Source organism: Micromonospora echinospora (assembly GCF_900091495.1).
GTDB classification, from domain to species: domain Bacteria; phylum Actinomycetota; class Actinomycetes; order Mycobacteriales; family Micromonosporaceae; genus Micromonospora; species Micromonospora echinospora.
In genome coordinates, this window is record NZ_LT607413.1 from 4158806 (window position 1) to 4178171 (window position 19366).

Below are 19366 nucleotides of genomic sequence, written 5' to 3' on the forward strand. Positions count from 1 at the left end.
GCGACCCGCGCCCCGCCCGGCCGGCCCGGCGGCGGCCCGGCCGGTGTCACGCCGTGCCGGTGGCACCGCGAACGACCGGCGGGGCGGGGCGGCGGCGGAGTGCCGGTCGGTCGGGCCGGTGGCGGCGCACCGGCCGGACGGGTCGGTGCCGGCGTGCCGGGCGGGCGGGTCGGCGGCTCAGCCGGCATGCCGGTCGGGAGCGTCCGTCCGCTCCTCGTCGTCCGAGCCGGTGGTGGCCGGTCCCGGGCCGGCCGGCTCCGGCTCGGCGAACTCGGGCGACTCCTCGTCGGCCGGTTCACCTGCGGGGCCGGCGTCGCCCTCCCGGGCGGGGAGCGCGGCGGACAGCGCCAGCACCGAGCGCAGCAGCGGCAGCGCGGCCAGGGCGTTCGCGCCCTCCCCGAGGTCGAGCCGCAGGTCGAGCAGGGGGGAGAGGCCGAGCACGTCGGCGGCGAGCCGGACGGCGGGGTGCCCGCCGTGGTCGGGCAGCAGGCACCAGTGTCGGGCCTGCCCGGCCAGGTCACGGCTGACCATGCCGGCCGCCACGCCCACCGGACCGTCCAGCAGCACCGGCAGACGGCGGGCGGTCGCGCCGAGCAGGATCCCGGTGGCCACCGCGATGTCACCGCCGCCCAGCTCGGTCAGGACCGTCTTCGCGTCGCGGGACGCGTGGCGGGTCCGGTGCAGGGCGTCGCGGACCGCCGCGCAGCGGATCATCCACGCGGTGTCGTCGACCGTGCCGTCGCGGACCACCCGGCCGAGCACAGCCGGCGGTTCCGCCCCGGCCGTGGCGGCCAGCACCGCCGCCGCAGCGGCCTCGGTGCCGGCGCCGCAGGCGGCCAGCACCAGCAGGTGTACGCCCGCGTCGGCGGCCTCCTCGGCGAGACGCCAGCCGTGCCGCAGCGCCGACTCGACCGCCTCGGCGGTCAGCGCCGCCCCGACCTCCATCGGCGCGGCCGTGGGGGCGTCCACCACCTGGAGGGTCGCGCCGTTCTCGGCGGCGAGGCGGGCCAGCACCCCGACGCCAGCGCGTGCCTGCGCGGCCCGGCGGGCCGACTCGCCGGCGGTCGACCCGGCGGAGGCCCCACCCTCGTGGTCGCCGTGCAGCAGCAGGACACGCACCGGCCCCCACGGCTGCGGGGTGGGCGTGCCCTGGGTGGCGGCGGCGAAGCCGACCACCCGCTCCAGGACGCCGAGGCCCGCCCCCGGCACGTCCCGGGTGGCGAGGCGTTCCACGGCCTGCGGGCCGGCGTACTCGTCGGGCAGGGGCAGTTCCATGCCGCTCTGGATGACCAGGCCGGTGGCGACCATCGGCAGGGTCATGGTCGGCGCGGCCCACCCGGCGCCGTCCGCCGGCTGCGCCGCGGGCGGGACAGCCGGGGTGAGCACCTCGGGCAGGACGGCTTCCGCCACCGGAGCACCGGCGCCCGGGGCGACGGTGGTGGCCGGGGTGTCCGGTTCCGACGGGCCAGCCTGCGCCGGGATGCCCGCCCGGTGCCCGTTCGGCGCGGCCGGGTCCACCGGGGCCGGATCGACCGGGGACGGGACGGACGGCGACCCGGCGGCGTCGGACGACGGGGCGTCGGACCGTTTCAGCCAGCAGGCCTGCCCGGCCACCACCAGCGCCACCGCGTCGCAGGCGTCGGCGACGGCCCGGTTGGCCGACCCGAGCGCGTCGGCGAAGGCCCGCCCGAGCGGGGTGGTCGGCACCAGCGACAGCCCCACCTCCGGGCTCACCAGCACCAGACGCGCCGGGCAGGCCCGGACCGCCTCGGCCAGCTCGGCGATGGTGACCGTGTCGTCGGCCGGCTGGTGGGCCGGGTCGAGCAGCACGGTCACCCAGCCGCCGAGGTCGTCCACGAGCAGCGTCTCGTGCGGCTGCGCCGAGGCGAGCACGTCGGCCAGCCGGCGCGGATCGTCACCGGTCTCCTCGGTGGTCCAGGTCTCCGGGCGACGGTTGCGATGCGCCGCCAACCGGGCCGCCCACTCGGCGTCGTCGGGGTCCCCGCCGGTCGCGGTCGCCACGTAGCGGACCGTGACCGCGTCGGCCACCAGCGCTTCGGCGAACTCGGACTTGCCGGACCGGATACCGCCGAGCACCAGGACCGTGTTGCAGCCGTCTACGGACATGCCCGTACCTTAGGCCACCGTTCGCGTTCCGACCCCGCAGGTGCGACGTACCTCAACGGTCGGGGTAGAGGGCGGCCACGTCGGCGGCGTACCGCTCGCGCACCACGTCCCGCCGGACCTTGAGGGTGGGGGTGAGTTCCCCGGCGGCCTCGGTGAGATCCCCGGGCAGGATCCGGAAGGTCTTCACCGCCTCCGCGTGCGAGACGGACCGGTTGGCGAGGTCGACCGCGGTCTGGATCTCCCGGCGCAGCGCGGGGTCCTCGCGCAGCTCGGCCACCGAGGCGCCCGGCCGTCCGTGCGCGTCCCGCCACCGGGCGAACCGGCGCGGGTCGACGGTGACCAGCGCGGCCACGTACGGCCGGCCGTCACCGACCAGCATGCACTGGCTGACCAGGGGATGCGCGCGGATGCGGGCCTCGATCGGCGCGGGCGCCACGTTCTTGCCGGACGCGGTGACGATGAGCTCCTTCTTCCGCCCGGTGATCCGCAGGTAGCCGTCGGCGTCGACGCTGCCGAGGTCACCGGTGCGCAGCCACCCGTCGGCGGTGAACGCCTCCCGGGTGGCCTCCGGGTTGTTCCAGTACCCCCGGAACACCACGTCGCCCCGGACGAGGACCTCACCGTCACCGGCGATCGCCAGTCGCACGCCGGGCAGGGGGCGGCCGACCGTGCCGATCCGTAGCGCCGAGGGACGGTTCACCGCCAGCGCGGGCGAGGTCTCGGTCAGCCCGTACCCCTCCAGCAGGAGGATCCCGGCCCCCCGGAAGAAGTGCGTCATCCGCTCGCCCACCGGCGCGCCGCCGACGATGGCCACCCGGCACCGGCCGCCCAGCACCCGCCGCACCCGTCGGTACGCGGCCACGTCGCACAGCAGGCGGGCCAGGCGCAGCGCGGCCCCCGGCCCGGCGGGGGTGTCCAGACGCCGGCTGTACGCGACCGCCACCCGGTACGCGGCCTCGGTCGCCCAGCCCCGGAGCGCGATCCCGGCCCGCCGCCGCCCGCCGGGGCGCTGCCGGATCCGGTCGTGCAGCTTCTCGAACACCCTCGGCACGGCCAGCACGAACGTGGGACGGAACCGCTGGAGCTGGTCGACCAGGCCGGACGGGTCGGCGACGTGCACCAGGGTCGCGCGGGTCCGTACCGCCCCGACCTGCACCAACCGGGCGAACGCGTGCGCCAGGGGCAGGAACAGCACCGTGGACGCCTCCGCGCGGAACAGCTCCGGCAGGACGGCGGTCGCGTTGCCCACGTCGAGCAGGATGTTGCGGTGCGTCAGCACGCAGCCCTTGGGGCGGCCGGTGGTGCCACTGGTGTAGACGATCGTGGCGATGTCGTCGCCGCCCACCGCGCACCGCCGGGCGGCCACGGTCTCCGGGTCGACGATGTGTCCCCGCTCCACCAGGTCCACCAGGGCGCCGGCGTCGATCTGCCAGACGAGCCGCAGCGCCGGAAGGTCGGGCCGCAGACCGGCCAGCGTCCGGGCGTGACCGGCGGTCTCCACCACACACGCCACCGCCCCCGCGTCGGCGAGGATCCAGGCCACCTGGTCCGGGCTCGACGTGTCGTACACCGGCACCGGCACCGCGCCGATCGACCAGAGGGCGTAGTCGGCCAGGGTCCACTCGTACCGGGTCCGGCTCATCAGCCCCACCCGGTCCCCGGCCGCCACGCCGGCCGCCACGAACCCCCGGGCCAGGGCGACCACCTCGTCGCGGAACTGCCGGCAGGTCACCGGCGCGACGCCGTCGGCCACCCGCTGCGGGGACGGCCAGGCCCGGTGGTCCGGGTCCGGACGGAGGAACAGCACCGCCTCCGGGTCCCGGCGGGCGTTCTCCCACACCATGCCGGCCACGCCGCCGACCCCGACGCCGGTGACCACCGGCGCCACCGCCACGTCCCGCACCACCGCACCTCCAGCGCCACCCGAGGAGTTCCGGCCGATCATGTCTCGGCACAGGGCGGTGCCGGCGGGGAACGCGTGAACCGCCGCGCCGCGCCGCCCGGGGTGCTAGGCGTCGCCAGCGGCGACGGCCGTCCATGTCCCGCAGCCGGTACGCCGACTAGGCTGGCAACGGCCGTCTTGGGCGGGACGCATCAGCGAGGGGAGACACGGCATGCCGTGGAGCTGGCGGTACGAGGGCGCGAACGGCGAGTCGGTGGACGGGCCCACCGAGTCGTTCAGCAGCCAGGCGGACGCCGAGTCCTGGATCGGGCAGACCTGGCGGCAGCTCGCCTCGTCCGGGGTCACCGCGGTCGACCTGGTCGAGGACGACCGGGTCGAGTACCGGATGAGCCTCGCGCCCGTCGCCGAGTGACCGGGTACGACCGCCCGGGCGGCGGCGAGCGGCTGGTGCTCGGCGTGCCCCGGGCGGCGTTCCGGCCCAGCCCGGTCTTCCTGGCCCTGGTCGCGCTCTTCGTCACCAGCGCCGTCCTCACCTGGCACCGGGTCGGCAACGTCCGGCTGGACGTGTTCCTCTTCGTCGTCTCCGGCTGGCTGGTCTCGCTCTGCCTGCACGAGTACGCCCACGCGATCGTGGCCTTCCGGGCCGGCGACCGGAGCGTGGCGCACCGGGGCTACCTGACGCTCAACCCGCTGAAGTACAGTCACCCGCTGCTGTCGATCGTGCTGCCGGTGGTGGTGGTGCTGCTCGGCGGCATCGGGCTGCCCGGCGGCGCGGTCTGGGTGGACCGGCACCGGATCCCCGGCCGGCTGCGGCACACGCTGGTCAGCCTCGCCGGCCCGGCCACCAACGTGGTGTTCACCCTGGTGCTGATCGTGGCCCTGCGACTGACCGGTCCCGCCCCGCTGGAGTTCCTCGCCGCCCTGGCGCTGCTGGCCTTCCTCCAGCTCACCGCGAGCGCGCTCAACCTGCTCCCGGTGCCGGGCCTGGACGGCGGCAACATGATCCAGCCGTGGCTCAACCCGCAGTGGCGACGGATGTACGACCTGTTCGCGCCGTACGGGTTCATCCTGCTCTTCGCGCTGCTGTGGAACCCGCGTATCGCCGGGTGGTTCTTCGGCGCGGTCTTCGCCGTCGGCGACGTCCTCGGCCTGCCCGCGCCGCTGTACGCACACGGGCTCGACCTGATCCGCTTCTGGCAGTCCTGACCCCGCCGGTCCCGGTTCCGCCGGCCGGTCCACGTTCCAGGTTCCGGCGATTCGCCGGCTGGCCGGTCCGGGCCGTCGGTCGACCACGACGACGGTCCGGACCGGTCCCGGCGGTCAGGGCCGCTTGGCGGGGCTCTCCGTCTTGGCCGGGTCCCGCTCGCTGATCGGGCCGACGATCTCGTCGATCGCCTTGAGCAGGTCCGCGTCCAGTTTGACGCCGCTCGCCTTGACGTTGTCGTGCACCTGCTCCGGACGGGAGGCGCCGATGATGGCGGAGGAGACGTTCGGGTTCTGGAGCACCCAGGCGATGGCGAGCTGGGCCATGCTCAGCCCGGCCTGCTCGGCGAGCGGCTTGAGCCGCTGCACGGCGGTGAGCACCTCGTCGGTGAGGAACTTCGCCACGAACGCCGCGCCGGACTTCTCGTCGGTCGCCCGGGAACCAGCCGGCGGCGGCTGCCCCGGCAGGTACTTGCCGGAGAGGACGCCCTGCGCCATCGGCGACCAGACGATCTGGCCGACGCCCAGCTCCTCGCTGGTGGGGACCACCTCGGCCTCGATGACCCGCCACAGCATCGAGTACTGCGGCTGGTTGGAGACCAGCGGGATGCGCAGCTCACGGGCGAGCTGGTGGGCCTCGCGGATCTGCGACGCCTTCCACTCCGAGACGCCGATGTAGTGCGCCTTGCCGGCACGCACGATGTCGGCGAACGCCTCCATCGTCTCCTCCAGCGGGGTGCTGTAGTCGTACCGGTGGGCCTGGTAGAGGTCCACATAGTCGGTGCCCAGCCGACGCAGCGAGCCGTTGATCGACTCCATGATGTGCTTACGGGACAGTCCCCGGTCGTTGCGCCCCGGACCCGTCGGCCAGAAGACCTTCGTGAAGATCTCCAGCCCCTCGCGGCGCTCGCCGCGCAGAGCCCGCCCGAGGACCTCCTCGGCCCGGGTGGCGGCGTACACGTCGGCGGTGTCGAAGGTGGTGATGCCGACGTCGAGAGCGGCCCGGACGCAGGCCAGGGCGGCGTCCTCCTCGACCTGCGATCCGTGGGTGATCCAGTTGCCGTACGAGATTTCGCTGACCATCAGGCCCGAACGGCCCAGGTGACGGAATTTCATGCCCCGACCCTAGCCCGGATCCGGCCCTCGCCAGGAGGACGCCCCGGCGTGCCGGCGCCCGTCAGAGCAGCGGCTCGGTGTCCGCCAGCAGGTGGTCGATCTCCGCCATCAGCCGGTCCCGGCTGCCGTACGCCGGCTCGATCAGCGGTTCGCCCCGTCGGTCCAGCGCGCCCCACCGACCAGCCGGGTCCCGGACCAGGAAGGCGACCGGGTGGACGACCACCGCGGCGTGCTCCGGCGCGACGACCACGCGACCGGACCGGTCCAGCACACCGCGCCGACCGCCGAGATCCACCACGGCCAGCCCCTCGTCGGTGAAGCCGTCGACGTACCGGCCGTCGGCGAGCGGGGTGGTGAAGCCGTCGTACCTCGGGGGCACCACCATCCGCCCGGACCGGTCGACCGCGCCCCAGGCGTCGTCGACCCGGACCGCCGCGACCCCCCGCCGGAACGGCCGCACGTCGTCGAAGCGCGACGGGACGACCACCACGCCGGCGGTGTCGACCGCCTGCCAGCCACCGGAGGAGTCCGGGGACACCCAGGCCAGGCCGTCGGAGAACGAGCGGACGTCGAGGTAGGACGGATCGATCAGGGTCGTCCCCGTGTCGTCGATCAGCTCCCAGCCGTCGACGTCCGGGCGGCGTACCCAGGCGACCCCCTCGCGGAACGGCTGCACCTCGGCGTACCCGGCGGCCACGACCAGTTCGCCCTCGGCGTCGGCGTACCCCCAGAGCTGGTGCTCCTCGTCGAGGGTCGGCACCGGTGGCCGACGCGTCCGGAGGATCTCCTCCCGGGCCCGGGGGAGTGGTCCGAAGCCCTCCGCGGCGGCCTTCGCGAGGACCGCGTCCAGCGCCACCTCGGTCCGCGCGATCTGCTCGCGGTCCTCGCCCCGCCGCAGGTCCAGGGCCCGTTCGAAGTGCTGGCAGGCCTCGACGAGCCGACCCTGCTGGTAGGCGGAGCGGGCGAGGTGCTCGTGCAGGGTGGCCCGGAGCCGGTCGGGCAGCTCCGGGGAGTTCGCCTCGGTGAGGAGACGGTCGGCCTCGGCGAACTCGCCTCGCCACTGGAGCACCCGGGCCAGCCGGGCCCGCACCAGCGCGGTGCGCCGCAGCTCGCCGGTGGCTTCGGCGTAGGTCAGCGCGAGCCGGCCGTCGTCGAGCGCGTCGTCGAGGTCACCCAGCAGCCGGTTGGTCACGGCGCGGAGGCTGAGCAGCCGCGCCCGCGAACGGTTGTCGGCGACGTTGCCCAGCTTCTCGGTCAGGCCGTGCCGGGCCTCCCGGAGGGCGTCCGGCGCGTCGACCACCTCCCGCAGGGTGTCCGGGTGGAGCCGCCAGCGGAGCCCGGCCAGCCACTGCTCCGGATCCGAGCGGAACGGTCCCGTCCGGTCGGATGCCGGGCCGTCGCCGTCCCGTGCCCGCCCCACGGACGGCGCGAACAGGGAGGGGCCGGACGGCGCGGAGACCGGTCGGTGCGGTGGTCCGGAGACGGGACGTCCGGGCGGCGCCGCAGTCGGTCGGCCCGGCGCCGGCGAGACGGGCTGCCCCGGTGGCGCGGAGACGGGTCGGTGCGGCAGCCCGGAGACGGGCCGTGCCGGTGGTCCGGAGACCGGGCGGCCCGGTGCCGGTGAGACGGGCCGTGCCGGTGGTCCGGAGATCGGTGCCGGTGAGCCGGGCTGTTGTGGTGGCGCGGAGGTCGGCCGGTCCGCCGCCACGGAGCCGGAGCGCTCCGGCGGGGCGGAAACGGAAGAGCCTGCGGGCGCGACGACGGGACGGAAGGCCGGGGGCGCCGAGACCGGGGGCGTGGCAGGCGGGCGGGCCGGGTCGGGAGCGGGTTCCGGTGGGGTGCCGGCCACCGTGCGCCACCGGTCGGGCACTGGCGTCGACGGGGCCGGTGGCGCGGGGGACACCGGCTGTTTCGGTCGGAACCAGGCGTCCGCCCCCTGAGGATCGACCGGAACCCGCGGCGACGGGCCCGGTGGCACGGCGGCCGGCGGCGACACCGGAGCGCTGGACGGTCGGAACGTGCTGGACGCCCCGGGTTCCGGTGCGTCCTGTGGCGACGACGTGCCGAACACGGGCGGCGCGGACACGGGAACCACGGGCTCGGGCGGCATGGACACCGGCGCGTCGGCCGTGGGCTGTGGAGCGACCGGCGGCGCGGAGACCGGCTGTGGCGCGACCGGCGGCGCGGGGACCGGCTGTGGCGCGACCGGCGGCGCGGGGACCGGCGGCGCGGGGACGGGCGGCGCGGAGACGGGGGCGGTGGCGGAATCGCCGGGCGGGACCTCGGCACCGTCCACCGGGGACGCGGACACCGGTCGGACGGCAGCGGACCCGGTGGCGGACGTCAGCGGGACGGTCTTCACCGGCACCGGTGCCGCCTCGTCGAGGTCCTCGGTCGACCCGGTGCCGGTCACCGCCGGGCCGACGGTGGTGGACTCGTCGCCGGCCGGCTCCTGCGCTGCCGGCAGCGCAGGGAAGAGCGGCATGGCGGGGGAGACCGGTGGTGTGAGCACCGGAGCGTCGAGTGGCGACGCGTCGGGCACCGTCGCCTCGGGTAGCGGCGCGTCGGGCCCTGCCGCGTTCGGCGGCGGTGCGTCGGGCAGCGGCGCTGCGTCCTCCGGCGGTGCCGACACGAGCGGACCGTCCGGCGACGGCGGGGACACGGGTGCGCCGACCGTAGGGCGTGCGGGATACGGCACGGCCGGCAGCGGGTGAGCGGACACGAGAGCGTCGACCACCGGCGGGGCGGAGACGGGTGTGGCCGGAGTCGGCGGGGCGGAGCCGGGCATGAGCAGATCCGTAGCCGTCGCCGGAGGAGCGGAGACGGGCGTGGCCGGCGGCATCGGCTCGACGCCGTCCACCATGCCGGTGACCGGTTCGGGCGCGCCGGCCGTCTCCGGCGGGGTGGCGCCCGCGTCGGCCTCCACCCCGCCGACCGTGTCCACCGTGCCGGTCGGCTCGGGCGTGCCGACCGTCTCTGGCGCGGCAGCCGTCTCCGCTACGGCAGCCTGTTCCGCTGTGGCGCTGCCCGCCTCGGCCTCCACCGGGTCGGCTGGTGCGTCCGGGGCCCGTTCGTGGTCGAGGCCCCGAGACGTGACCTCGCGTCCGCCCTCGCCGTCGCCGTCGCCGTCGGCAGGGCCGGTGCGGGGAACGCGCGTCGGGTCGTCAGCGTCACCGGCTGATCCCGCCGGCCGGTCGTCGCCGACGGGATCAGGCCACTCGTCGCCGACGGGATCAGGCCACTCGTGGTCGACGGGCTCGGGCCGGTCGTGGTCGATCGGCTCCGGCTCCGGTCCGGTGTCGACGGTGTCGGTCGGCTCCTCCACCACGGTCGTCCCCGGTGCCGGTCCGTCGATGCCGTTGGCCGGGACCAGCGTGCCGAGCCGGTCGTCCCTCGTCTCCGGGGCATCGAAGGTCGGGTAGGCGCCGGCCGTTGCTTCCCCGTCCGTGGACTCGGACAGATCCGCGTCGCCCTCGCGGCCCGCCTCGTCGGCGGCATGGTCCGTCGGGGTGCCCGCGACGGCGTCCTCGGCCTCCGGCGCGGGGCGGTCGTGACCGGGTACCGCCTCGGCCGGGGCGGTGTCTGCATCCGGCGTGCGGCGGTACGCGTCCGGGGCGGGGGCATCGTCGTCCGTGGCCTGTCCAGGGGTGTCCATGGCCCCGGGGGAGGGCAGGAACTCCAGGCGCAGCCCCCCGAGGGACGGCGCGGTGACCGGTCCGGACGCGGCTGGACCGTCGGCCGGTACGGCAGCGGCTCCGCCGACCTCCGGCACAGGTCCGGTTTCGTCCGTGGCCGGAGCCGGCGTCGGCGCCACGGTCGGTGTGCCGGTGGGTGGTTCGGCCGGTGGCGAGGTGACCGGGCGCAGATCCTCCGCCGTCAGGCGTTCCCAGTCGGGGGCGCGCTGCTCGTCCCAGGCCGTCGACCGGGCCGGCCCGATACGGGCGGTGTCCTCGACCTCCGGGGACCACTCCTGCCGCGTCCGCGTCGACTCCTCCGGCCGGGCGTCCCACCGGCGGGCCCCGGCGTCCCACGGTTGTGACCGGGCGTCCTCGGGGGCGCTTCCCGGCCGCATGTGCCCGGGGTCGTCCTGCGGCTGCGGCCGGGCGTCCTCGGGGACGCCCGGCCGTCCCGGGCGGGACCACGCCTGGGTGGTCTCGTCGTCGGCCGGGAACCAGTCCCGGCCGCGGGGAACGGGTTTGCTCCGGGGGGCCGACCACGGTGGAGGCATCGACACGTCGTCCCGGGCGACGGGCTGCCGAGGGTAGGCCCGGGTGTCGTCCCGGGACCACTGCGGACGGGCGTGGCGGTCGTCTCCGGAGCGGTGTTCGCTGGACCAGCGCCGGTCGGGTCCGGTGGCCGGGCGGTCGGGCCACGGGGAGGTGGCGTCGGCCGGCGGCGGGGGTGGGGTGACCGGCGGCCGGAACGGCTCCCGTTCCGGGGCGCGGTGTGTGGTCCAGCCGTCCCGGCGGCCGTCCGTCGCGCCGTCCGGACGGTCGTGTCCGGGCCCGGTGTGCTCGGGCGCGTCGTGTCGGGGAACCGGGCGCTCGGACGCGTCGTGTCCGCGCGTCGTGCGATGGGGCACCGGGTATCCCCGCCGCTCCGGTGGGTCGTGCCAGCGTGCGCCGTACGGTGGCTCCTCGGGTGCGTCGTGCCGGCGCCCGCCGTACGGGGGGTGCTCCCCGGGCTCCGGCAACCACCCCGGCTCCTGCCGGGGCGCGGGGGAGACCGGTGGGTACGGCCGGGGGTCGCGGCTCGACGCCGCCCACCCGTCGGGGCCGGTCTGCGGGCGGTCGCCGTGCCAGCCGCCGGAGCGCTCCGGCTCCCGGTCCCGGTCGCGTGGCCGGTCGCGGTCGACCGTCCACCCGGGCGGCTGGTGCCGGAGGTCAGGGCGGGGCTGGTCGGCCGGCGGACCGATCCGCCGTCCCCCGGTCGGGGGCGGCTCCACCGGGTGGCGGTCCTGCGGCGGTGGCCATCCTGCGGACGGCCGGGCGTACGGGTCGTCGACCGGGGACCGCTGCTCGTCCCACCGGCCCGGCCAGCCCTGTCCGGCGGGGCCGCCGTGGTCGTTGCGGGCGGGCCCGCGCCGGTACCGGCCGTCCTGGTCGAGCGGTACCAGCGGGACGACTTCGGCCCGGCCGGTGGCGGTGGCCCGGTTGCGGTCACTGCGGAACGGGACCTGCTGGATGCCGATGTCGCCGGGGTAGCGCTGCCCCGGGAACTGGGGATGCCACTCGGTGGTCGGCTCGACCATCCAGGACGGTTCGGCCGGGTCGCGCCAGCGGTCGTATCCGCTCATCCGGTGACCTTCCGCCCGCCCGCGCGCCGCGCCCGGGGGGCCGGATCGCGTCGGTCGCTCACGGCGGTGTCACCTCGTCGGAAATTGTCGCGCTGGCAGCCGGGGCGTGTCTGTAGAGTCGCCCGGTCCGGCACTGGGTGGCTGCGGAAGGAGGGTAACGGCGTGGGCTCCGTCACCGCCACTGTGGGACCGGCCCGGCACTCAAACGTTATCCTATGGTTTCGGACATTTGGCGCGATAGTCGGATCAGGATTCCGGCGTTACTCCACGTATCGGCAGGCTGCGGTGGCCGGCGTGGTCACCAACACCGTCTTCGGCTTCCTCCGCTGCTACCTCCTGCTCGCCGTGGCCCGGCAGGCCGGCTCGGTCGCCGGTTACGACCCGGCCCGGCTCGCCACCTACGTCTGGATGGGGCAGGGGCTGCTCACCGTCGTCCTGCTCTGGGGCTGGACCGAACTGGCCGACCGGATCCGCACCGGGGACGTGGTCAGCGACCTGCTCCGCCCGGTCGATCCGGTGACCAGCCACCTCGCCGCCGACCTGGGTCGCGCCGGCTACGCGGTGCTGGCCCGCATGTTGCCGCCGGTGCTGGTCGGCCCGCTCTTCTTCGAGGTATACCTGCCGACCCGCTGGTCCACCGCGTTGCTGTTCCCGCTGTCGGTGCTGCTGGCGGTGGTGGCCTGCTTCGGCTGCCGGTACCTGGTCAACGCCACCGCCTACTGGTTGCACGACGTCCGCGGCGCGATGATCCTGTGGACGCTCAGCTCGGGTCTGCTGGCCGGGCTCTACTTCCCGCTGCGCTTCCTGCCGGCGGGGCTCCACCAGACGCTGTGGATCGTCACCCCGTTTCCGAGTCTCTTCCAGACCCCGCTCGACGTGCTGGTCGAGGTCGACCCGCCGCCGGTCTCGCTCGCCCTGGTCGGGATCCAGGTGGTCTGGACGGTGCTGATCCTGGCGTCCTGCCGGCTGGTGCAGCGCCGGGCCGAGCTTCGGCTGGTGGTGCAGGGTGGCTGACCCGGCCGGCACGACGCTCGGCGCGTACCGGGCGTTGCTCGGTGCGCAGGCCAGGTCGCAGACCGCGTACCGGGTGTCGTTCACCGTGGACCTGGTGGGCAACGTCGGGGCGACCGTCTTCGACGTGCTCACCGTCTTCGTCCTCTTCGGGGTGACCCGGGAACTCGGCGGCTTCACCCTGCGTGAGACGTTCGTGATGGTCGCCCTCTCCGCCTGCGCCTTCGCCACGGCCGACCTGCTGGTCGGCAACATCGAACGGCTACCCCGGTACGTCCGCACCGGCCTGTTCGACACGGTGCTGCTGCGCCCGCTCGGCGCGCTGCCGCAACTGCTGCTCATGGACCTGCCGCTGCGCAAGGTCTCCCGGGTGCTCTTCGGGCTGGCCGTCCTGGTGGTGGCGGTCGGCACGGCCGGGATCGAGTGGACCCCGGCCCGGGCGGCACTGGTGGTCCTCGCCCCGCTGGCCGGGGTGGTCTTCTTCGGCTCGGTCTTCGTGGCCACCGCGACCGTCTCGTTCTACTGGGTCGAGTCGGGGGAGCTGGCCAACTCGGTCACCTACGGCGGGCGGGACTTCACCTCGTACCCGATCACGGTCTTCGGGGGCTGGTTCCGGGCGGTCTTCGCGTACGGTCTCGGCTTTGCCTTCGTCAGCTACCACCCGGCGCTGGCGCTGCTCGGCCGGGACGACCCGCTCGGCCTGCCGGCCTGGGTGGGCTGGGCCTCGCCGGGCGTCGCGGTGGTCGCCGCCGCGATCGCCGCCACGGCGTGGCGGACCGGCGTCCGACACTACCGGAGTACGGGGTCATGAGCGCGACCGTGATCGAGGCGCACGCGCTGCGCAAGGAGTTCACCGTGCGGGTCCGGGCCGGGCGGCTGCGCCGGCACAAGCGGATTGTCACCGCCGTCGACGGGGTCGACCTGCGGGTGGAGCGGGGCGAGATGCTCGGCTACATCGGGCCGAACGGGGCCGGGAAGTCCACCACCCTGAAGATGCTCACCGGCGTGCTCACCCCCACCGCCGGCCAGGTGCGCGTCTGCGGCCTGGAGCCGGTCGCCCGGCGGACCCGGCTGGCCCTGCGCATCGGCGTGGTGTTCGGGCAACGCTCCCAGCTCTGGTGGGACCTGCCCCTGCGCGACTCGTTCGACCTGCTGCGGCACGTCTACCGGGTGCCGGCCGCCGACCACGCGGCCCGGTTGCGCCGCTGCCGGGACCTGCTCGACCTGGACGCCTTCCTCGACACCCCGGTCCGCCAGCTCTCCCTCGGTCAGCGGATGCGCGGCGAGCTGACCGCCGCCCTGCTGCACGGCCCGCAGGTGCTCTTCCTCGACGAGCCGACCATCGGATTGGACGTGGTCAGCCGGCAGGCGGTCCGTGGCTTCCTCGCCGAGCTGGGCCGGACCGGGGACACCACACTGGTGCTCACCACCCACGACCTGGCCGACATCGAGCGCCTCTGCCGACGTCTCGTGGTGATCGACCACGGCCGGGTGGTGCACGACGGCTCGATCGCCGCCCTGCACAGCCGGTACGGCTCCCGCCGGCTGGTGGTCGCCGAACTCGACGTCGCCCTGCCCGAGCCGCCGACGCTGCCCGGTGCGCCGTTGCAGCGGGTGGAGGCGGACGGGCACCGGCTGGTCTACGCGCTGGAGTCGGCGGGCGCGGCGGAGGTGGTCGCCGGACTGGCCGGGCTCGCCACGCTCCGCGACATCTCGATCGTCGAGCCGGACATCGAGGACGTGGTGGCCCGCCTCTACCGCAGCCCACATCCGGTGTGAGCGGGGGGGCGTCCGGTGGTAGCAGGGGACCCCTGTTACCACCTGATGATGAGGAAGGGGCCCCTGCTACCACCGCAGAAGCCTGCCACCACCGTCGGGAGACGTCAGATCGGATCGCCGAGGTTGACCCGGGGCGCCGGGGCGCGCATCTTGCGGAACGTGATCGAGCGCATGATCGCGTAGAGGTAGAGCGAGCCCATCCGCTGGCCGGTATTGGGGTAGCGCTCACGGACCAGCTTCTTGATCTTGCGGCTGATCAGAATGGAGTCGATCACCACACCGATCGCCAGCGCCGCCCAGAGCAGGTTCGACACCAGGCGCACGGTCGGCGGCATCGCCGCCGACGAGCCGATCAGCACGACCAGCGCGCCGCCGAAGAACCAGGTGCCGACGGTACGTCGGGAGTCGACGACGTTACGGGCCAGCACCCGTTCCGGCCCCCGGTCCCGGGGGCCGCCCTCGCGGCGGAACTCCTCCGCCGCCTCGGCCCGCAGACGACGACGCCGCTCCTTGGCCTCCTCCTTGCTCAGCGGCTTGGTGGCGGCGGCGACCCGGCGGTTGGCCGTGGGTCGCTTCGGGGTCTCCCGTCCCTTCGCCGGCGTGTAGCCACGCGGGCGGGTGGAATCGGGCGTCTCGTCCGCCGTCACCTCGGTGACGGCCTCGTCGACGAGGTCGGTGGACTTGCGGCGAAACAGCGAGGGCACGTGGTGAAGGGTAGCCAACCGTCGGCGGCCGGTGCACATCACGGTGCGCCGGCCGCCGGCAGGGGTGAGTCAGGTCATGCCCGGTGGCTGGTCCGACCGGACTTCCGGGGCAGCCGGCCGGGCCGCCCACGCGGCCCAGCCGGCTCCGCCGGTCACGGACGCTCGACGTGCGCGCCGAGGTCGGCGAGTTTCGCCTCGAAGTCCTCGTAGCCCCGGTTGATCAGGTCGACGCCGTACACCCGGGAGGTGCCCTCGGCGGCGAGCGCCGCGATCAGGTGGCTGAACCCGGCGCGCAGGTCCGGGATGACCAGGTCGGCGGCGTGCAGCTTGCTCGGGCCCGCGATCACCGCGGAGTGCTTGAAGTTGCGCCGGCCGAAGCGGCACGGGGTGCCGCCCAGGCAGTCCCGGTAGACCTGGATGTTCGCGCCCATCGAGTTGAGCGCCTCGGTGTAGCCGAGCCGCTGCTCGTAGACCGTCTCGTGGACGATCGACAGGCCCCGGGCCTGGGTCAGCGCGACGACCAGCGGCTGCTGCCAGTCGGTCATGAAGCCGGGGTGCACGTCGGTCTCCAGCGCGGTGGCGTGCAGTTCGCCGCCCGGGTGCCAGAACCGGATGCCGCCCTCCTGGCCGAGGTCGCCCAACCGGGGCGGACGGGTGTCGGTCACCTCGTACTCGCCGCCGACGGAGCGGAAGACGTTCAGGAAGGTCATCATGTCGGCCTGCTGCGCGCCGAGCACCTCGACGTGACCCCGGGTGGCCAGCGCCGCCGCCGCCCAGCTCGCCGCCTCGATCCGGTCCGGGATCGGCCGGTGGGTGTAGCCGTGCAGCTTCGGCACACCCTGGATCTCGATCACCCGGTCGGTGTGCACCTTGATGATCGCGCCCATCTTCTGGAGCACGCAGATCAGGTCGATGATCTCCGGTTCCACCGCCGCGTTCCGCAGCTCGGTGACCCCCTCGGCCATCACCGCGGTCAGCAGCACCTGCTCGGTCGCGCCCACGCTCGGGTACGGCAGCGCGAACTTGGTGCCGTGCAGGCCGTTCGGGGCGGACAGGTGCAACCCCTCCGGGGTCTTCTCGACCGTCGCGCCGAACTCGCGCAGCGCCTGGAGGTGGAAGTCGATCGGACGGGGGCCGATGTGGCAGCCACCCAGGTCCGGGATGAACGCGTGGCCGAGGCGGTGCAGCAGCGGGCCGCAGAACAGGATCGGGATCCGGCTCGACCCGGCGTGCACGTTGATCTGGTCGGTGCTCGCGCTCTCCACGTTCGCGGGGTCGAAGACCAGCTCGCCGTCCTCCTGGCCGTCGCTGACCTTCACGCCGTGCAGGCCGAGCAGACCCCGGACCACCTCGACGTCCCGGATCTTCGGTACGTCGAAGAGTCGGCTCGGGCTGTCGCCGAGCAGGGCGGCGACCATCGCCTTGGAGACCAGGTTCTTCGCGCCGCGCACGCGGATCCGCCCTTCCAGCGGAGTTCCTCCGTGTACGACCAGGACGTCGTTGGTCAACGCAACCTCCAGCGCGTCGGTGCTGCCGTGTGGGGTGATTGAGGGGCCGGCGACTCGTCGCTACCCGGACGGCGGCCGGTGGTAAACGGCTCGCTCAGTCGTCGCAGGGGCAGCATAGCCCTCGGTGACGAGAATGACTCGGGCAGACCGCATCGGATGCCGTGAAAGGGTGACGGGGGTACGTAACCGCACCCCACACGTCACCTGCGGTCGTCAGGCCCCGGGCAGGGCCAGCATCTGGTCCAGGGCCACCCGGGCGTGGTGGGCGGTGTCCGCATCGACGGTGATCTGATTCACCACCCGGCCGGCGACCAGCTCCTCCAGCGCCCACACCAGGTGCGGCAGGTCGATCCGGTTCATCGTCGAGCAGTAGCAGACCGCCTTGTCGAGGAACATGATCTGCTTGTCCGGGTGGGCCAGCGCGAGCCGGCGGACCAGGTTCAGTTCGGTGCCCACCGCCCAGGCCGAGCCGGCCGGGGCCGCCTCGATGGTCCGGATGATGTACTCGGTCGAGCCGACCAGGTCGGCGGCGTTGACCACCTCGTGCCGGCACTCCGGGTGGACCAGCACGTTGACCCCGGGCACCCGCTGCCGGACGTCGTTGACGCTGTCCAGGGTGAAACGGCCGTGCACCGAGCAGTGTCCCCGCCACAGGATCATCCGCGCGTCGCGCAGCTGCTCGGCGGTCAGCCCGCCGTTCGGCTTGTGCGGGTCGTAGAGCACACAGTCGTCCAGCGAGAAGCCCATCTCCAGCACGGCGGTGTTGCGGCCCAGGTGCTGGTCGGGCAGGAAGAGCACCTTCGAGCCCTGCTGGTACGCCCAGTCCAGGGCCCGCTTGGCGTTCGACGAGGTGCAGACCACCCCGCCGTTGCGGCCGACGAAGCCCTTGATGTCGGCCGAGGAGTTCATGTACGTCACCGGGACCGTGTCGGCGGCGACACCCAGCTCGGTCAGCACGTCCCAGGCGGTCTCCACCTGGGAGAGCACCGCCATGTCCGCCATCGAGCAGCCGGCGGCCAGGTCGGGCAGGATCACCTTCTGGGCGTCCGACGTGAGGATGTCGGCGCTCTCCGCCATGAAGTGCACACCGCAGAAGACGATGTACTCGGCGTCCGGGCGGGCCGCTGCCTCCCGGGCCAGCTTGAACGAGTCGCCGGTCACGTCGGCGAACTGGATCACCTCGTCGCGCTGGTAGTGGTGACCCAGCACGAAGACCCGTTCGCCCAGCGCCGCCTTGGCCGCCGCCGCCCGGGCCACCAGGCCGGGGTCGCTCGGCGCCGGCAGGTCACCCGGACACTCCACGCCACGCTCGGTGGCGGGATCACTGCCCCGGCCGAGGAGAAGCAGCGCCGTCGCGGTGTTGGAGGGTTCCACCCAGGTCGAAGTCACGACCCCATGGTCCCACAGCGTGGCCGTGGTGCAGCCTTCCCGGATGTGGGCTGCCACACTGCTGGGCATGCGTGTGCTGCTCTGTCCGGACAAGTTCGCCGGCACCCTGCCCGCCCAGGAGGTGGCCCACGCGGTGGCCACCGGCTGGCGCGAGGTCGCCCAAGGTGACGAACTCCTCATCCGGCCCCTCGCCGACGGTGGGCCCGGCTTCGTCGCGGTCCTCGCCGACGCGCTCGGCGGCCGGCGGATACCGGTGCCGACGGTCGACCCGCTGGGCCGCCCGACCGCCGGGGAGATCCTGCTCACCGACGACGGGACCGCGTACCTCGAAAGCGCCCAGGCGTGCGGCCTGCACCTGCTCGCTCCGGACGAGCGTGACCCGAAGACCACCACCTCGTACGGGCTCGGGCTGCTGGTCACCGCGGCGGTGGAGCACGGCGCGCGGACCGTGGTGATCGGGCTGGGCGGTTCCGGCACCAACGACGCCGGCGCCGGCATGTTCGCCGCGCTCGGCGCGACCCCGCTGGACGAGGCCGGCCGGGCACTGCCGTACGGCGGGGCGGCGCTGGTCGCCGTGGCCGGCCTGGACGGCGTGCCCCGGCTGCGCGACGCCACCCTGGTCGCCGCCAGCGACGTGGACAACCCGCTGCTCGGGCTGCACGGGGCGAGCAGCGTCTACGGCCCGCAGAAGGGGGCGACCCGCGAGGACGTGCTGCTGCTCGACGCGGCGTTGGAGCGCTTCGCGGGCGTACTTGAGAAAGACCTGCCGGGCTGCCCGGCCGGGCTCGGCGCGTTGCCCGGCGGTGGCGCGGCCGGTGGGCTCGGCGCGGCGGTGCTCGCCCTCGGCGGCCGGTGCGAATCCGGCATCGGGCTGGTCACCCGGGCGATCGGCCTGGAGGCGGCGCTGGACGCGGTGGATCTGGTGATCACCGGGGAGGGCTCCTTCGACCACCAGTCGCTGCGCGGCAAGGTGGTCGCCGGGGTGGCCGGCGCGGCCCGGGACCGGGGCGTGCCCTGCGTGGTGGTGGCCGGCCGGGTCAGTACCGGCCGGCGGGAGGCCGCCTCGGCCGGGGTGACCGACACCCACAGCCTGGTGGAACACTTCGGGGGTGAGGAACACGGCGGAGTCGAGGCGGCCATGAGCCGTCCGGCGGAGGGACTCCGGGCGCTGGGTGCCCGACTGGCCGGACAGTGGAGCCGCTGACCGCCGGGTCCCCACCTGGGGTCAGCCTGGCGAGCCGCCGGAGAAGCTGCGGCGTGAGCCGTCGACCGCCGGTCCGCAGGGCGGCGTTGACTGCTGACCCACGGCCGACCGGGCCACCCCGCCCCG

General features: G+C 74.7%; 13 protein-coding genes. 6 read left to right on the forward strand and 7 right to left on the reverse strand.

Annotated elements, in window-relative coordinates:
- Positions 1-177: 177 nt before the first annotated feature.
- Both GA0070618_RS18805 and GA0070618_RS18810 read right to left on the reverse strand, forming a co-directional pair.
- Positions 178-2127: a bifunctional adenosylcobinamide kinase/adenosylcobinamide-phosphate guanylyltransferase gene (locus GA0070618_RS18805; RefSeq protein WP_088982802.1), complete on the reverse strand. Its 1950-nt coding sequence runs from the start codon at positions 2125-2127 to the stop codon at positions 178-180.
- 52 nt (positions 2128-2179) lie between these two features.
- Positions 2180-4030, reverse strand: coding sequence for an AMP-dependent synthetase/ligase (locus GA0070618_RS18810; protein WP_088985649.1), 1851 nt, complete (start codon positions 4028-4030; stop codon positions 2180-2182).
- A gap of 211 nt (positions 4031-4241) precedes the next feature.
- Between GA0070618_RS18810 and GA0070618_RS18815 the strand changes: the two genes are divergently transcribed.
- Both GA0070618_RS18815 and GA0070618_RS18820 read left to right on the forward strand, forming a co-directional pair.
- Positions 4242-4442, forward strand: coding sequence for a hypothetical protein (locus tag GA0070618_RS18815; protein ID WP_088982803.1), 201 nt, complete (start codon positions 4242-4244; stop codon positions 4440-4442).
- Positions 4439-5236: a site-2 protease family protein gene (locus GA0070618_RS18820; protein WP_088982804.1), complete on the forward strand. Its 798-nt coding sequence runs from the start codon at positions 4439-4441 to the stop codon at positions 5234-5236. The genes GA0070618_RS18815 and GA0070618_RS18820 overlap by 4 nt, the downstream gene beginning before the upstream one ends.
- Positions 5237-5350: 114 nt before the next feature.
- Here the strand turns inward: GA0070618_RS18820 and GA0070618_RS18825 are convergent, their stop codons facing one another.
- Positions 5351-6349 carry an aldo/keto reductase family protein gene (locus GA0070618_RS18825; protein WP_088982805.1) on the reverse strand — a complete coding sequence of 333 codons (999 nt, stop codon included), beginning with the start codon at positions 6347-6349 and terminating at the stop codon, positions 5351-5353.
- A 61-nt stretch (positions 6350-6410) separates the two neighbouring features.
- Positions 6411-11645: a WG repeat-containing protein gene (locus tag GA0070618_RS34740; protein WP_231931368.1), complete on the reverse strand. Its 5235-nt coding sequence runs from the start codon at positions 11643-11645 to the stop codon at positions 6411-6413.
- A gap of 162 nt (positions 11646-11807) precedes the next feature.
- On the opposite strand from GA0070618_RS34740, the gene GA0070618_RS18835 reads away from it, so the two are divergent.
- Genes GA0070618_RS18835 through GA0070618_RS18845 form a run of 3 tightly spaced genes read left to right on the forward strand, consistent with a single transcriptional unit; the run spans position 11808 to position 14435 of the window.
- A complete protein-coding gene (locus tag GA0070618_RS18835) occupies positions 11808-12659 on the forward strand; it encodes an ABC transporter permease (RefSeq protein WP_088982806.1) in 852 nt (283 codons plus the stop codon).
- A complete protein-coding gene (locus GA0070618_RS18840; protein WP_088982807.1) occupies positions 12652-13467 on the forward strand; it encodes an ABC transporter permease in 816 nt (271 codons plus the stop codon). Before GA0070618_RS18835 ends, GA0070618_RS18840 begins: the two co-directional genes overlap by 8 nt.
- Positions 13464-14435, forward strand: coding sequence for an ABC transporter ATP-binding protein (locus tag GA0070618_RS18845; RefSeq protein WP_088982808.1), 972 nt, complete (start codon positions 13464-13466; stop codon positions 14433-14435). Before GA0070618_RS18840 ends, GA0070618_RS18845 begins: the two co-directional genes overlap by 4 nt.
- Positions 14436-14539: 104 nt before the next feature.
- On the opposite strand, the gene GA0070618_RS18850 is transcribed toward GA0070618_RS18845, so the two are convergent.
- The 3 genes from GA0070618_RS18850 to nadA all read right to left on the reverse strand — a co-directional run bounded on the left by GA0070618_RS18850 (position 14540) and on the right by nadA (position 18036).
- Positions 14540-15178 (reverse strand): DUF3043 domain-containing protein, encoded by a 639-nt coding sequence (locus GA0070618_RS18850; protein WP_088982809.1) that lies wholly within the window; start codon positions 15176-15178, stop codon positions 14540-14542.
- 113 nt (positions 15179-15291) lie between these two features.
- Entirely contained in the window at positions 15292-16647 is a 1356-nt protein-coding gene (gene murA, locus GA0070618_RS18855; protein ID WP_088982810.1) for a UDP-N-acetylglucosamine 1-carboxyvinyltransferase, read from the reverse strand.
- A 213-nt stretch (positions 16648-16860) separates the two neighbouring features.
- A complete protein-coding gene (gene nadA, locus GA0070618_RS18860) occupies positions 16861-18036 on the reverse strand; it encodes a quinolinate synthase NadA (protein WP_088985651.1) in 1176 nt (391 codons plus the stop codon).
- Positions 18037-18079: 43 nt separating this feature from the next.
- On the opposite strand from nadA, the gene GA0070618_RS18865 reads away from it, so the two are divergent.
- Positions 18080-19240, forward strand: coding sequence for a glycerate kinase family protein (locus GA0070618_RS18865; RefSeq protein ID WP_172900307.1), 1161 nt, complete (start codon positions 18080-18082; stop codon positions 19238-19240).
- Positions 19241-19366 lie beyond the last annotated feature (126 nt).

Excerpts from the sequence above, each read along its gene's own strand:
- GA0070618_RS18845 (WP_088982808.1), top strand. The coding sequence starts at position 13,464 with ATGAGCGCGACCGTGATCGAGGCGCACGCGCTGCGCAAGGAGTTCACC.
- GA0070618_RS18865 (WP_172900307.1), top strand. The coding sequence starts at position 18,080 with ATGTGGGCTGCCACACTGCTGGGCATGCGTGTGCTGCTCTGTCCGGAC.
- GA0070618_RS18815 (WP_088982803.1), top strand. The coding sequence starts at position 4,242 with ATGCCGTGGAGCTGGCGGTACGAGGGCGCGAACGGCGAGTCGGTGGAC.
- GA0070618_RS18825 (WP_088982805.1), bottom strand. The coding sequence starts at position 6,349 with ATGAAATTCCGTCACCTGGGCCGTTCGGGCCTGATGGTCAGCGAAATC.
- GA0070618_RS34740 (WP_231931368.1), bottom strand. The coding sequence starts at position 11,645 with ATGAGCGGATACGACCGCTGGCGCGACCCGGCCGAACCGTCCTGGATG.
- GA0070618_RS18805 (WP_088982802.1), bottom strand. The coding sequence starts at position 2,127 with ATGTCCGTAGACGGCTGCAACACGGTCCTGGTGCTCGGCGGTATCCGG.
- GA0070618_RS18850 (WP_088982809.1), bottom strand. The coding sequence starts at position 15,178 with ATGTGCACCGGCCGCCGACGGTTGGCTACCCTTCACCACGTGCCCTCG.